The sequence below is a fragment of the Actinomadura sp. RB99 genome, assembly GCF_014706005.1.
GTDB lineage: Bacteria > Actinomycetota > Actinomycetes > Streptosporangiales > Streptosporangiaceae > Spirillospora.
Map to the genome: position 1 here is coordinate 168,951 of NZ_JABMCA010000012.1, position 13,356 is coordinate 182,306.

At 74.6% G+C, this 13,356-nt stretch carries 11 protein-coding genes and 1 pseudogene; 3 read left to right on the plus strand and 9 right to left on the minus strand.

The features are described 5' to 3' along the window. Positions 1-5 precede the first annotated feature (5 nt). The 4 genes from amrb99_RS14380 to amrb99_RS14395 form a co-directional block, all read right to left on the minus strand. Entirely contained in the window at positions 6-1,157 is a 1,152-nt protein-coding gene (locus amrb99_RS14380; protein WP_190856431.1) for an acyl-CoA dehydrogenase family protein, read from the minus strand. A 159-nt stretch (positions 1,158-1,316) separates the two neighbouring features. Continuing rightward, the gene (locus tag amrb99_RS14385) at positions 1,317-3,377 is read right to left on the minus strand and encodes a substrate-binding domain-containing protein (protein ID WP_190856432.1); all 2,061 of its coding nucleotides are present in this window, start codon (positions 3,375-3,377) and stop codon (positions 1,317-1,319) included. Between the two features lie 205 nt (positions 3,378-3,582). Next, positions 3,583-4,869, minus strand: coding sequence for a hypothetical protein (locus amrb99_RS14390; protein WP_190856433.1), 1,287 nt, complete (start codon positions 4,867-4,869; stop codon positions 3,583-3,585). A 401-nt stretch (positions 4,870-5,270) separates the two neighbouring features. Then, a complete protein-coding gene (locus amrb99_RS14395) occupies positions 5,271-5,600 on the minus strand; it encodes a DUF3099 domain-containing protein (RefSeq protein WP_190856434.1) in 330 nt (109 codons plus the stop codon). Between the two features lie 67 nt (positions 5,601-5,667). On the opposite strand from amrb99_RS14395, the gene amrb99_RS14400 reads away from it, so the two are divergent. Next, entirely contained in the window at positions 5,668-5,880 is a 213-nt protein-coding gene (locus tag amrb99_RS14400) for a dodecin (RefSeq protein WP_190856435.1), read from the plus strand. Positions 5,881-5,959: 79 nt separating this feature from the next. On the opposite strand, the gene amrb99_RS14405 is transcribed toward amrb99_RS14400, so the two are convergent. Both amrb99_RS14405 and amrb99_RS14410 read right to left on the minus strand, forming a co-directional pair. Continuing rightward, on the minus strand, positions 5,960-7,336 hold the full coding sequence (locus tag amrb99_RS14405) for a metallopeptidase TldD-related protein (RefSeq protein WP_190856460.1): 1,377 nt from the start codon (positions 7,334-7,336) through the stop codon (positions 5,960-5,962). Between the two features lie 5 nt (positions 7,337-7,341). Beyond that, a complete protein-coding gene (locus tag amrb99_RS14410) occupies positions 7,342-8,841 on the minus strand; it encodes a metallopeptidase TldD-related protein (protein WP_190856436.1) in 1,500 nt (499 codons plus the stop codon). Positions 8,842-9,081: 240 nt separating this feature from the next. On the opposite strand from amrb99_RS14410, the gene amrb99_RS14415 reads away from it, so the two are divergent. Further along, entirely contained in the window at positions 9,082-9,786 is a 705-nt protein-coding gene (locus amrb99_RS14415) for a beta-ketoacyl-ACP reductase (RefSeq protein ID WP_173093449.1), read from the plus strand. Between the two features lie 4 nt (positions 9,787-9,790). Further along, a complete protein-coding gene (gene fabI / locus amrb99_RS14420) occupies positions 9,791-10,579 on the plus strand; it encodes an enoyl-ACP reductase FabI (RefSeq protein ID WP_190856437.1) in 789 nt (262 codons plus the stop codon). Positions 10,580-10,696: 117 nt separating this feature from the next. Here fabI and amrb99_RS14425 read toward each other — a convergent pair whose 3' ends face one another. The 3 genes and pseudogenes from amrb99_RS14425 to amrb99_RS51010 form a co-directional block, all read right to left on the minus strand. Then, positions 10,697-11,344, minus strand: a complete 648-nt coding sequence (locus tag amrb99_RS14425) for a hypothetical protein (RefSeq protein ID WP_190856438.1) — start codon at positions 11,342-11,344, stop codon at positions 10,697-10,699. Positions 11,345-11,489: 145 nt separating this feature from the next. After that, positions 11,490-13,184, minus strand: coding sequence for a helix-hairpin-helix domain-containing protein (locus amrb99_RS14430; protein ID WP_241755541.1), 1,695 nt, complete (start codon positions 13,182-13,184; stop codon positions 11,490-11,492). A gap of 73 nt (positions 13,185-13,257) precedes the next feature. After that, positions 13,258-13,356, minus strand: a pseudogene (locus tag amrb99_RS51010) (3-hydroxyacyl-CoA dehydrogenase family protein); the annotation flags it as partial.

Genomic DNA, 13,356 nt, shown 5'->3' on the forward strand with positions numbered 1-13,356 from the left:
ACGCGTCAGACCTGGATGTCCTTGGCGATGATGGTCTTCAGCACCTCGCTGGTGCCGCCGTAGATCCGGGTGACCCGGGCGTCGGCGTACAGGCGCGCGATCGGGTACTCCAGGATGTAGCCGTAGCCGCCGTGCAGCTGCAGGCACTTGTCCACGACGCGCTGCTGCACCTCGGTGCAGAACAGCTTGGCGACCGCGGCGTCGGCCGGGGTCAGCTCGCCGGCGTCGAGGGCCTCGATGCACCGGTCCACCAGCGACCGGGCCGCCTCCACCTCGGTGGCGCACTCGGCGAGGACGAACTTGGTGTTCTGGAACGAGGAGACGGTCTTGCCGAAGACCGTGCGCTCCTGGACGTACTTGCGGGCGAACTCGACGGCGGCGGCCGCGGAGGCGTAGGAGCTGGTGGCGATGCCGAGCCGCTCCTCGGCCAGGTTGTGGGTCAGGTAGCCGAAGCCCGCGCCCTCCTCGCCGAGCAGGTCCTCGACGGGCACCTTCACGTCGACGAACGACAGCTCGGCGGTGTCGGAGCTGCGCAGCCCGATCTTCTCCAGCTTGCGGCCGACCGAGTAGCCCTCGCTCTTGGTGTCCACCACCAGGATCGACAGGCCGGCGCGGCGGTTCTCCGGCGTCGCGGGCGACGTGCGCGCCACCACCAGCACCCGGTCGGCGAGGACGCCGCCGGTGATGAAGGTCTTGGCGCCGTTCAGGATGTAGTGGTCGCCGTCGCGCTTGGCGGTGGTCTGCATGCCGGCGAGGTCGGATCCGGTGCCCGGCTCGGTCATCGCGATGGCCGTCATCATGTCGCCGCTGATGAACGGCGGCAGCCAGCGCTTCTTCTGCTCCTCGGAGGCGTACTTCAGCAGGTACGGCAGGACGAGGTTGACGTGCACGCCGTAGCCGCCGAAGCTCACCCCGGCGCGGGCGCACTCCTCGGAGATCACGGCCTGGTACTTGAAGCTGGTCTCGCCCGCGCCGCCGTACTCCTCCGGCACCTGGATGCCGAACACGCCCAGCTCGCCGAGCTTGTTGTAGAAGTCGCGGGGCGGGTGCCCGGCCTGCTCCCACTCCTCGTAGACGGGAGCGACCTCGGCCTGGATGAAGTCCCGGATCGTCTCCCGGAACGCCTCGTGGTCCTCGTTGAACAGGGTGCGGCGCACGCTCGGCCCCTTTCGCTGCGTAACTAACAGAACGCTAACTTAGCTCGAATCCCGTTCTAGCAGCAAACACCGCGCAAGCGCGAGCATGCCCCATGATCGTGGGCAGGGCAGATTGCAGAATCTAGCGTTCCGTTCGGCGCCTCCGGGGAGCGGGCCGGCTCAGCAGGTGGGCTCGCAGACGCGCCGCGACACCGCCTTGAGGAAGATCCGCTGGATCTGCTCCGGCGTCTCGGCCACGTACACTTCGCCGCGCGTCGCGTGCGCCACCCGCCGCAGGTCGCGGACGTCGACGTCCGGCCCGTACCCGAGCATGTTGATCTGCACGGGCCGCTCGGGGTCGTAGGCGCGGCGCAGCTCGGCGAGCGTCTCGTCCAGCGTCGGCCCGTCCGGGTCCTCGTCGCGGCCGTCGGTCCACAGCAGGATCGAGTTCACGAACTCCGGCTTGTAGGTCCGCGTCATGTAGTCGAACGCCGCCAGGACCGTGTCGTACAGGCCGGTGTCGCCGTGCTTCTTCACCCGCATCTGCGCGAACGCGCTCAGCACGCGCTGCCGGCGGGTGGACGACCCGAGCCGCTCGCCGAGCGGGCCGACGCCGACCAGCTCGCGCCAGTCCCGCCCGCCCGGCAGGTCCGTGGAGAACTCCCACTGGCCGAGCTCGCTGTCGTCGGGCAGCAGCGACAGGCCGCCCTGGGCGGTGCGGATCGTCGACTGCAGCCGCGACACCCCCGGCGCGACCGGCTCGGCCATCGAACCGGAGATGTCCATGATGCTGAGCATCCGGATGCTGAGCGACAGCTGCGCCCACGCCTGCATCGTCTGCGCGACGGTCGAGGCGGACGGCGCGGCCAGCGCGCGCGGCGCCCGCGGGTCCAGCCCCGTCCGCGCGGTGAACGACGCCGGGGCGGCGCCGTCCGGCGTCCGGAGGCCGAGCTTCTGCACGTCGGCGCGCGCGGCCTTGGACGTGAGCGCCTTCTGGAACAGCCGGCCCGCGAGCACCTTCGCCGTGTCCTTGGTGAGGACGGTGGCCGGGTAGTCGAGGAGCACCGAGCCCTCCGACGGGTACACCGCCACCGCCGGCTCGGCCGCGTGCGCGGCGTTGTAGGCGTACACGGCGCTCTCGGGGGTGAGGGCCACGGGGTAGGGCTGCTCCGCGCCGCCGCGGAACGCGGTGAACTCGGCGTTCACCGACGCGGCGATGCCCTCCCGGATCGTCCGGACCACGCCGGTGAACACCGCCTGGCCGTCCGGCGGCCCGCCCATCAGCGTCCCGGCCAGCATCAGCGTGCCCATGCCGGTCGCGCTGCGGTCGGGGTCGGGCACCTGGAGCCGCAGCAGGTGCGGGGGGATCGCGCCGCCGCCCGCCCCCTTGCCCGGCGTCCCGCCGGAGTCGTCCGCCGTCCCGGCCGCCTCCAGCAGGTCGCGCCACGACGGCCGGGCCGGCACGCCCGCGGCCCTCAGTTGCGCGGCGAGCGCCTTCGGCATCGCCACCACGATCGGGCTGGACGCGATCCCGCCGAGCGCGGTGAACGGCACCGGCTGCGGGGCCCGTCCGGACCCCTGCACGAGCCCGATCCACAGCGACGAGTCGGGGATCCACACGTCCGGCCGCTCGGTGACCCCGGCCGAACCCTTGCCGGACAGCAGGGTCGCGACCGCCGCCGGGTCCGCGGCCCGCACCCGCACCCGCGCGCACCGGCCGCCGATCTCGTGCCGGGCGTCGTTGAACCGACCGGCCGCCTTCACCACGGCGGGCTCGACGTCGGGCGCCGCCGCGACCGAGAGCGTCATCGCATCGCCGCCGGAGCAGCCGGCGCGGGACGAGGCGAACGCGTACACCCCGAACCCCGACAGCACGACCAGCCCCACGGCCGCCGCGAGCGGGCCGAGCAGGATGCCCGAGCGGCGCCGCGGGGGGCGCGCCGCACCGTGCCCGCCATGCCGGCCCGTCCCGCCGTGCCCGCTGTGCCCGCCGTGCCCGCGGCCTTTCACCGCCGCGTGCGCGGGCCCGGACGCCTTCGGCGGCGGGGGAGGGGACGGCATGGACGCCGGGTCCGGTGACGCCGCGGCGGGCGGGCGCCGCCGGTCGCCCGCGGGCCGCCGCGCCGCGGGCACGCCGCCCGGGTCGGAGGCGCCGAGGAAGTCGCGGGGCACCCGGTAGTCGCCCGAGTCGGACAGGCTGCGCGGCGCCCAGTCGGGCACGTCGTCGTCGTGGCCGCTCATCGCGGACCTCCGTTCCCCGGGCGGGTGCACCGGGCCGCGGCGCGCCGTGTCATGACTCGCCTCCTCGCGGAGCATGAGACAGATGGACGATGTGTCTCAGTCGGTCGGGTGTGATGTTCGTCTCGCCGGGCGGCCCCGTCAAGGGTTTCGCCGGTACCGGACTGGATGCGGGAGGAGGAGGCGCCGGGAACGGCCCGCGGCGGCCTCACGATGGCACGGGGACCTCGGCGAGCAGCGCGCCGAGCCCGGCCGCGCGGGCGGGCGCCACGTCGCCCGGGGCCCGCCCGGCCAGCGCCGAGCGCAGCCCCGCGATCCGCCGCCCGAGGTCGACGGGCGCGCCGCCGTCCACCTCGTCCAGCAGCGTGGTGACCAGGGTCGCCAGCTCGGTGCCGAACCGCGGCCGGACCTCGCCCGTCGCCATGCCGACGTCGATCGAGCGCCGCATCCGCCCGAGCGCGCTCACCGCCGCCGCGCGGACCGTCCGCTCGGGGACGGCCGGGGAGGCCGCCGCGCCAGGCGTTCGGACGGCCGGCGGACGGCTCGCCGGGTCCTCCATCGACCCGAGGGGCGGCCGGGAGGCCGGCCGGCTCGGCAGCGGTACGGCCACGTCCGCGGGGGCGTCCCGCAGCGACGAGAGGATCATCAGCAGCGGCAGGAGGGCCAGCGCCAGCACCGCCGCGCAGGCGCCGCCGACGACCGCCGCACGGCGGCCCCGCGGCCGTCCCCGCCGCCCGGCTTCGGCGGAGAGAACGCGGGTCCGGACCGCCGCGGGCGCCTCGGCGCTCTCCGCCTGCGCCGCGAGGACGCGCGCCGCGTCGGCCGCCGAAGGACGGCCCGCTCCGGCGTCCAGGTCCCGGCAGCGCGCCACGAGCCCGGCGACACCGTCCGGCAGGCCGGTCGCGGCGCCTTCCGGGTCGCCCGTCAGGCACTCGGCGATGATCCGGCCGAGCGCCCTCACATCGTCGTCCGCGCCGTCGCCCGCCTCGGGCGCGCCTTCACCGGCCCGGACGAGCACGCCCGCCGGGCCGAGGCCGAGCAGCCTGACCCCGTCCGCGGTGAGGAACACCTGGGAGGACGTCAGGGCCCCGTGCACCGCCCCGCAGGCGTGGGCGGCGGCCAGTGCCCCCGCGACCCGCGAGCAGACGTCCACGGCCTCCTGGGCCGCCGGAAGGCCCTGTGCCAGGCGGGCGGCGAGGGTCTCGCCGCTCAGGAACTCCGCCACGACGTACATCAGCGCGCCGCCGTCCGCCGCCTCGGCCTCGCCGTAGTCGTAGGTGGTGACCGCGCAAGGGTGGGCCGGGGACGCGGCGGCCCGCGTCGCGTCCCTGATCCGTTCCCGCAGCGACCCCTCCGAGGACGTCACCGCGAGGACCGTCACGGCGACGCGCCGCTCCAGCAGCGCATCGTGCCCGCACCACACCTGCGTCCGGCCGTGGCGGGCGAGGCGCCGCTCCAAGCGGTACCGGCCGTCCAGCAGAAAACCCGGGTCCACGGGACCTCCCCTCTGGCGCGGGGATGGCGTTCACCCACGGTGCAGTACGCACCGGAACCCGGTTCGGATCGGCCGCCGGACGATCCGCACGGATCAGAAGGGAAAAAGTTCGGACCGGCCGGGTTACGGCTCGTGGCCGGAGCAGGCCAGCGCGAGGACTTGCGCTTCCGCGGAGATGTGCTGGGGCCGCCGGCCCGGGTCAAGCCGGGGCATCGGGGCGGTGGCGCGAAGGCCATGGGACATGAAAAGCGGCGCCGGGTGGATACGGGGGCAACCCACCCGGCGCCGCATCATCGGTGTTCCGACGGGGGCCCGGAACACCGGCACGGGCGCTCCGACGGGGGACCAGAGCGCCGGTACAAATCGTACACCGAAACCCCCCGCGGTTAGTCAAGAGAATGTCACGACCGAATTTCCGGTCGCTGTCCGGAAACCCGCTTCTGTTCGGGGTCCTCGCGGTCGTCGAAGTGGGCGGACGGCGTCGGCTCGCGGCCGCCGTTCGCGAAGATCACCGCGACGTACGGCAGGAACAGCGCACCGACCACCAGGAGCGCCGCCAGCCACACCGGCGCCCCGGCCACCACGCTGACGACCGCCCCGACGAAGCAGACCGTCCGGACCCCCATCGACCACAGGTAGCGCCGCTGCCGGTGGCCGATGTCCTCGGACATGGGACGGGGAGCGTCGGTGACCGTGTAGACCTCCGGTCCCCGATGGTGATTGACCTTCACCATTCCACGGTAAGCCCATGGAGTCCGATAGGCGACAGCAGGACGGTCAAGACATGGGAGACATGACATGACGGACCGTACGTACCGCGTCACGGAGATCGTGGGCACCTCGCCGGAGTCCGTGGAGACCGCCGTCCGCAACGGCATCAGGCGCGCCTCGCAGACCCTGCGCCACCTTGACTGGTTCGAGGTCAAGGAGGTGCGCGGCCAGATCGAGGACGGCGACGTGGCCCACTACCAGGTCACCCTCAAGGTCGGCTTCCGCCTGGAAGACACCTGATCCCCCCGCGAACCGGCAATCCGCCGCACGGCGGCTTCGGGGGTGTGGGGGGCGCCCCCGCCGGGGGCGCCCCCCACACCTAACTCGCCTGGCTGACCGTCGACATGTTGAAGTCGGCGACCCGTAGCGCCGGCATCGCGGCGCGCGTGAAGTAGTCCGACCATTCGCGCGGCAGGGTCGGGACGGTCCCGCCGACTTCGGCGAGGCGTGCCAGCAGGTCGACGGGGCTCTCGTTGAACCGGAAGTTGTTCACGGCCCCGACGACCTCGCCGTTCTCGACGAGGTAGACGCCGTCGCGGGTGAGGCCGGTCAGCAGGAGGCTCTGCGGGTCCACTTCGCGGATGTACCACAGGCAGGTCAGCAGCAGCCCCCGCTCGGTGCGGGCGATCATCTCCTCCAGGGACGCGCCGCCGCCGGGGCCGGCCATCGACAGGTTGTCGATCGACGGGGTGAGCGGCAGGCCGGTGCGTTCGGCGGAGTGCCGGGTCTGCGCGAGCGAGGTGAGCGTGCCGTCGGCGATCCAGTCGGTGGCGCCGAGGGCGAGGCCGTTGTCGAACACGGACGCCTCGCGGCTGGAGGCGTGCGCGACGACGAACGGCGCGCATTCCAGGCCGGGCGCGGCGGGGTCGCTGGACAGGGTGACGGGCAGGCTCGCGAGCTTCTCGCCGACGCGGGTGCCGCCGCCGGGGGCGCTGAACACGGTGCGGCCGTCGGCGGCATCCTGGGCGCCGGCCGACCAGTACAGGTAGATCATCAGGTCGGCGACCGCGGACGGCGGCAGGATCGTCTCGTAGCGTCCGGCGGGCAGGTCGACGCGCCGGGAGCCCCATTCCAGCCTGCGGGCGAGGCCGGCGGCGAGGTCGGGGACGTCGACCTCGGCGAAGTCGCGGGTGCCGACCCCGGCCCAGGCGGAGCCGCCCGCGCCCTTGGCGTTCAGTTCGAGCAGCCCGGTCGGCTGGTCGTGGCGCAGCCGCAGCCCGGCGGAGCTGCCGAGGAACGTGGAGGTCTGGACGTGGTTGGCGAACCCGTACAGCCGGTTCCCGGCGGACTCGGCGGCGGCGAACGCCTCGCCGAGCGCGGGCGCGACGCCTTCGAAGACGCCGATGCCGGTCTCGGCGGGCGGGTCGTCCCAGCCGGTGGCGGCGGGCCCGTCGGCGACGAGCGGCGCGGCGTCCTCGGCGGCCTCGTTCCCGGCGGCGTCGGCCTCGGCGGCGCGGACCAGGTCCTCGACGCCGTCGGCGCCGACGGCGGACCGCGAGACGACGCCGGCGGCGACGCCGTCGCCGGTGCGGCGCAGCGCGATCACGGTGAGCCGGGTGGAGCGGGTGACGCCGTTGGTGGTGAGGGTGTTGCCCGCCCAGCGCAGGTTCGCGGTGGTGGACTCCTCGGCGATGGCGATGCAGTCGTCGGCGCGGGACAGGGCGAGCGCCCGCTCCACGGCCTCCTGCGGCCTGATCGTGCTCACTGGCCGGCCTCCTGCAGGGTGTTGAGGATGTTGACGCCGCGGAACAGCGCGGACGGGCAGCCGTGGCTGACCGGCGCGACCTGCCCCGGCTGGCCCTTGCCGCAGTTGAACGCGCCGCCGAGCACGTAGGTCTGCGGGCCGCCGACGGCCTCCATCGAGTTCCAGAAGTCGGTGGTGGTGGCCTGGTAGGCGACGTCGCGGAGCTGGCCGGCGAGCCGTCCGTTCTCGATCCGGTAGAACCGCTGCCCGGTGAACTGGAAGTTGTACCGCTGCATGTCGATCGACCAGCTCTTGTCGCCGACGATGTAGATGCCGCGCTCGACGCCGGAGATCAGCTCGTCGGTGGACGGCCCGCCGGGGGCCGGGGCGAGCGACACGTTCGCCATCCGCTGGATCGGCATGCTGGACGCCGCGTCGGCGAACGCGCAGCCGTTGGAGCGCTCCGCGCCGGTGAGGCGGGCGATGCGCCGGTCGGTCTGGTAGCCGGTGAACAGGCCGCCGGACACGATGTCGAACGACTGGGTCTCCACGCCCTCGTCGTCGTAGCCGATGGTGGCCAGCCCGTGCTCGGTGGTGCGGTCGCCGGTGATGTTCATGACCTTGGAGCCGTACTGCAGGCCGCCGAGCTTGTCGGGAGTGGCGAACGAAGTGCCGGCGTAGGCGGCCTCGTAGCCGAGCGCGCGGTCCAGCTCGGTGGCGTGCCCGATCGACTCGTGGATGGTCAGCCACAGGTTGGACGGGTCGACGACGATGTCGTAGGCGCCGGCCTCGACGCTGGGCGCGGCGAGCTTCTCGGCGAGCAGCTCGGGGATGCGGGCGAGTTCCCCGTCCCAGTCCCAGTGGGCGCCGGTCAGCCACTCCCACCCGTACCCGGCGGGCGGCGCGAGGGTCCGCATCGTGTCGAAGACGCCGTCGGCGATGCCGACGGCGTTCACGACCGGGTGCAGCCGGACGCGCTGCTGGGTGGTGACGGTGCCGGCGAGGTCGGCGAAGAACTTGTTCTCCTTGACCTGCAGCAGGGTCGCGTCGACGTGGTCGACGCGGTCGTCGGCGAGCAGGCCGCGGCTCCAGTCCGCCAGCAGCGCGACCTTCTCGGCGGTCGGCACGTCGAACGGGTCGGTCTCGTAGGAGGACACCCAGGTGCGCTCGCCGTGCGCGGGTTCGGGCGCCAGCTCGATGGGCTCGCGGTTGACGGCGCGGGCGACGGCCGCGACCTCGACGGCCTGCTCGGCGACCCGGGCGGCGCCGGCCGCGGTCAGGTCGATGCCGGCGGCGAAGCCCCAGGTGCCGTCCTTGACGACGCGGACCGACAGGCCCACGTCGTCGGCGTCGAGCGCGGTCTCCAGGGCGGCGTCGTGCAGCCGGAGGGTCTGGCTGCGGATGCGTTCGAGGCGGAAGTCGGCGTGCTCGGCGCCGAGTTCCCGGGCCCGGGCGAGGGCCGCGTCGGCCAGCGCGCGCAGCGGCAGCGCGGTGAAGGCGGGATCGATGTCATGCACCTTTCGCAACCTACCCCCGGGGACCCTCCCGCCTCACCTGCGCGGCCGGGCGAACAAAGCGGGGGTGCGGATCTTGTCGGTAAGGCACATCCTGTTCCCCTGCGGGGGCCGCTAGGGTCGTGCGATGTCGTCGCAGGACGGCGACTCCGGAAGCGACCGCCCCGCCGCGGGCGGTCCAGCGCGCACCGAGAGCCGCGCACCGGAGGACGGACCAATGAGACAGCCTACGAGAGGGTCGTGATGAGTCGCTCTGTCCTCGTGACCGGGGGGAACCGGGGCATCGGCCTGGCCATCGCCCGCGAGCTGGCCGCGGCGGGCGACGCCGTCGCCGTCACCTACCGGTCGGGCGAGCCCCCGGAGGGGCTGTTCGGCGTGCGGTGCGACGTGACCAGCGCCGAGGACGTCGACGCGGCCTTCGCGAAGGTCGAGGCGGAGCAGGGCAAGGTCGAGGTGCTCGTCGCCAACGCCGGCATCACCAAGGACACGCTGCTGGCGGTGATGAGCGAGGAGTCGTTCACCTCGGTGCTCGACACGAACCTGACCGGCGCGTTCCGGGTCGCCAAGCGCGGCGTGAAGGGCATGATGCGGGCGCGCACGGGCCGCATCGTGCTGGTGTCGTCGGTCGTCGGGCTGCTCGGCTCGCCGGGGCAGGCGAACTACGCCGCGTCCAAGGCGGGCCTGGTCGGGTTCGCGCGGTCGCTGGCGCGCGAGCTCGGCTCGCGCAACATCACGGTGAACGTGGTGGCGCCCGGGTTCGTCGACACCGACATGACCGCGGTGCTGACCGAGGACCAGCAGAAGGGGATCACCGCGGCGATCCCGCTGGGCCGGATCGCGCGGCCGGAGGAGGTCGCCAAGGCGGTGCGGTTCGTGGCGAGCGAGGACGCCGCCTACATCACTGGGGCCGTGATCCCGGTGGACGGCGGCCTGGGAATGGGGCACTGAGGTCATGGGAATCCTCGAAGGCAAGCGCATCCTGGTCACCGGCGTCCTCACCGACGCCTCGATCGGCTTCCACGTCGCGCGGGTCGCGCAGGAGCAGGGCGCCGAGGTGGTGCTGACCGCCTACCCGCGTCCGACCCTCACCGCGCGGACCGCGAAGCGGCTGCCGTCCGGCCCGGAGAACCCGCCGCCGGTCATCGAGCTCGACGTGATGAACACCGAGCAGCTGAACGCCCTCGAGGGCAACCTGCGCGCGCACGGGTTCGACCACCTCGACGGCGTCATGCACGCGATCGGCTTCGCGCCGCAGACCGCGCTCGGCGGCAACTTCCTGGAGACGCCCTGGGAGGACGTGGCGACCGCGGTGCACGCGTCCACGTACTCGCTGAAGTCGCTGACGATGGCGTGCCTGCCGCTGATGAAGGACGGCGGCTCGGTCGTCGGCCTCGACTTCGACGCCACCAAGTCGTGGCCGGTGTACGACTGGATGGGCGTGGCGAAGGCCGGCCTGGAGTCGTGCGCCCGCTACCTGGCGAAGTACCTCGGCCCGCAGGGCATCCGCGTCAACCTCGTCGCGGCGGGCCCGCTGGCCACGATGGCGGCCAAGAGCATCCCCGGCTTCGAGGGGATGACGGAGCTGTGGCCGAAGGCGGCGCCGCTCGGCTGGGACATCAAGGACAGCGAGCCGACCGCGCGGGCCTGCGTCGCGCTGCTGTCGGACTGGTTCCCCGCCACGAGCGGCGAGATCGTCCACGTCGACGGCGGCCTGCACTCCATCGGCGCGCCGGACGTGTAAGCCCGTCTGACGAGCCGAAGGCCCCTTCCCGTTTCGGGGAGGGGCCTTCGCCGTTAGTCGGCCGGCGCCGGCGTCCTGTGCCTGATGCGTCCTACCGAGGCGGCCGGGTGCCCGCGGTCAGCTGCGGCGGGCCGCGGCGGACCGGCGGAGGGAGCGGCCCGCGACGCTGATGTTGAGGGCGGCCACGGCGCCCGCCACGCCCGCGGCGGCGGCGACCCACAGCATCTGGTCGCTCTCGTGCTCGGTGGACGCGACGGGCGAGATGAGGCGCGTCTGCGGCATGGTCGCGGAGCCCGGGGCGGCGCGGTAGGCGTTCGGGTCGGCCGCGATCTCCGGGGTGGGCAGGACGCCCGGGAGCCCGGCGGCGGGCAGGGGCGCCTTGTCGTCGTAGGGCTTGAGGCCCTCGCCGCCGGTCATGGGCGCGGGCCCGCTCCCAGCCGCGCCTCCGCCGCCCGACGGCGCGGAGCCGGTCCCGCCGGACCGCGCGGGCGCCTTGGTCTTCTTCGGCGCCTTCGGGACGGCGGGCTTCTTCGTCTGCTCGGTGGGCGTCGGCTTCGGCGTGGGCTTCGGCGTGGGCGTCGGGGTCAGCGCCTTGCGCAGGTTGCCGAGGTTGCACTTCCAGTTCTCGATGGTGCTGGCCGGGTCGGTGCCCTTCTTGCAGGTGTCCGCCGCCGCCTTGCTCGCGGGCGCGGCCAGTACCAGGACCAGGGCGCCCGCCGAGACCGCGGCCGAAGCCGTACCGAGCCGCCTGAGCCGCTGGGGCATGTCGCTCCTCCGCCTACCGGTGATGCTGTTGTTGACATCTGGTCCAACGAAAGAAGGACACAGAGGTCACGGTCAAAAACGCGCGCCAATTGGTCAGATCGTGCCCCATGCGCGCCCAACCGTAAACCGCGACACGGCGGTTTCTTTACCGCATCACCAGCCGCGCCAGGCGCGTCCGCCGCTCGCGCGCCCCGGCCTCCTTGACGGCCCTGGCCAGAGCCGGTCCGGCCGCCTGCACCACCGACAGGTGGCGGCGCGCGAGCCCGAACGCGGTGGCCACCAGCGGCCGCGACAGCCCGTCCGGGACCAGCACCGCGACGACCGCCGGACGGCGCGTCCCGCGCGCCTGCGCGACCGGCACCGCCCACCCGTGCCGCAGCCGCGCCGCGTCCGCGGGCGCCACCGTCACCGCGCCGCCGGGGAACTCCACGTCCAGCCCGTGCGGCCCGCCTCCGGTCACCACGCCCGTCTCGCCGACGGCGGCCTGCGCGAGCGGCGCCGCGACGACCACCCGGTCGCCGGGGTCCATCCCGCCGAACGCGCCGGGACCGGGGTTCAGCCGCGCCTTCAGCGCCGCGTTCAGCGCGGCGGTGCCCGCCTCGCCGCCCGCGGCGGCCGCGACGACCTGGACGTCCTCCACCGGGATGCCGAGCGCCCGGGGGATCGAGTCGGTGACGAGCTGGACGGCCCGGTGCACGGCCTCGGCCGGGTCGCCGGCGGGCACGATCACCACCTCGCGGCCGGGCGCGTCCACGGCCGCCAGCTCGCCGCCGCGCACCGCCTCGGTGAGCGCCGCGACGGGATCGGTGGGCGGCGCGGCGTCCAGCACGACGACCGGGACGGTCTCGGACGCCTCCAGATCGTCCAGCGGGCGGCCGGGACTGGCGGGCGGCGGCGAGCCCGGCTCCGCGCACAGCACGAGGTGGGCGCCGTCCGGGCACGCCTCGACCAGCACCGCGCACAGCTCGACGTCGAGCGCCGCCGCGTCCGTCACCACGACGAGGTCCAGCTCGAACGGCCGCTGCTCGCCGCGCCCGTAGACGACGGCGCCGGGCGCCGCCGCGGCGCCGTCCTGCGGCTCCAGCAGGCGGTGCAGGCTCGCCACCGCGGGGGCCGCTCCGCCGCCGGGCAGCGCCGCGGCCAGGTCGGCGGCGGCCCGCTCGGTCGGCGCTGCGACCGCGGCGCGCAGTCCCCTCGACGCGGCGGCCGCCGCGATGCCCGCGGCGACCTCGGCGAGCGCGTCCGGCGTGGCGCGCAGGACGCTGACGCCGGTGCGCAGCGCGGCGGTCAGCGCGAGCGAGCGGTCCTCGGGCAGCCCGGCGCGCAGCTCCTTGACGGCGGTGTCGTCGAGCAGCGGAGCGGCGGTGAGGGTCAGCCGCTGGAACCCCTCGGCCGCCGCCTCCTCCGCCAGCGCCCACCGCGCGGGCCCGAGCGTCTCCTCCGGCTCGGGCGGCTCGGCGTCCTCGTCGAAGGACTCCTCGTCGAACTCCGGCTCCTCGGTGAGCGTGACGACCTCGCCGCCGTCCAGCGCGGCCTCGACGGCGGCGCGCGTGTCCGCGACCCGGGCGCGCTCCAGCGCGGACACCACGTCGGCGAGGGGCGTGACGGTGTGGCCGCGGCGGGCCGCCTCGGTGAGCAGGTGCAGGACGAGCGCGCCGCCGCGCCTGGGGTCGTCGGGCCGGGCGTCCGGTCCGAGCAGGGCGCGCGCGAAGTGGTCCGCCTGGGCGGGCTGGACACCGGGGACGCTCAGCAGCCGCCACGGGTCCTCGCGCAGCCGCGCGGCGGCGGAGGGACCGAGCCGTGCCGCCGTCCGCGCCGCCAGCCCGGCGGGGACGCCCAAGGAGGCGAACAGCCCGTCGAGCGCGGCCCGGCCCTCGCGGGCGTCGGCGGGCGGCGCGGCGGAGGCGGCGGCCTGCGGGCGGGCCGGTCGGGTAGCCGCAGCCGAACGTCATCGCGGCGTCGATCGCGTCCGCGTCGGCGTAGCCCGCGCCGAGCATCGCGGCGGCGTCGTT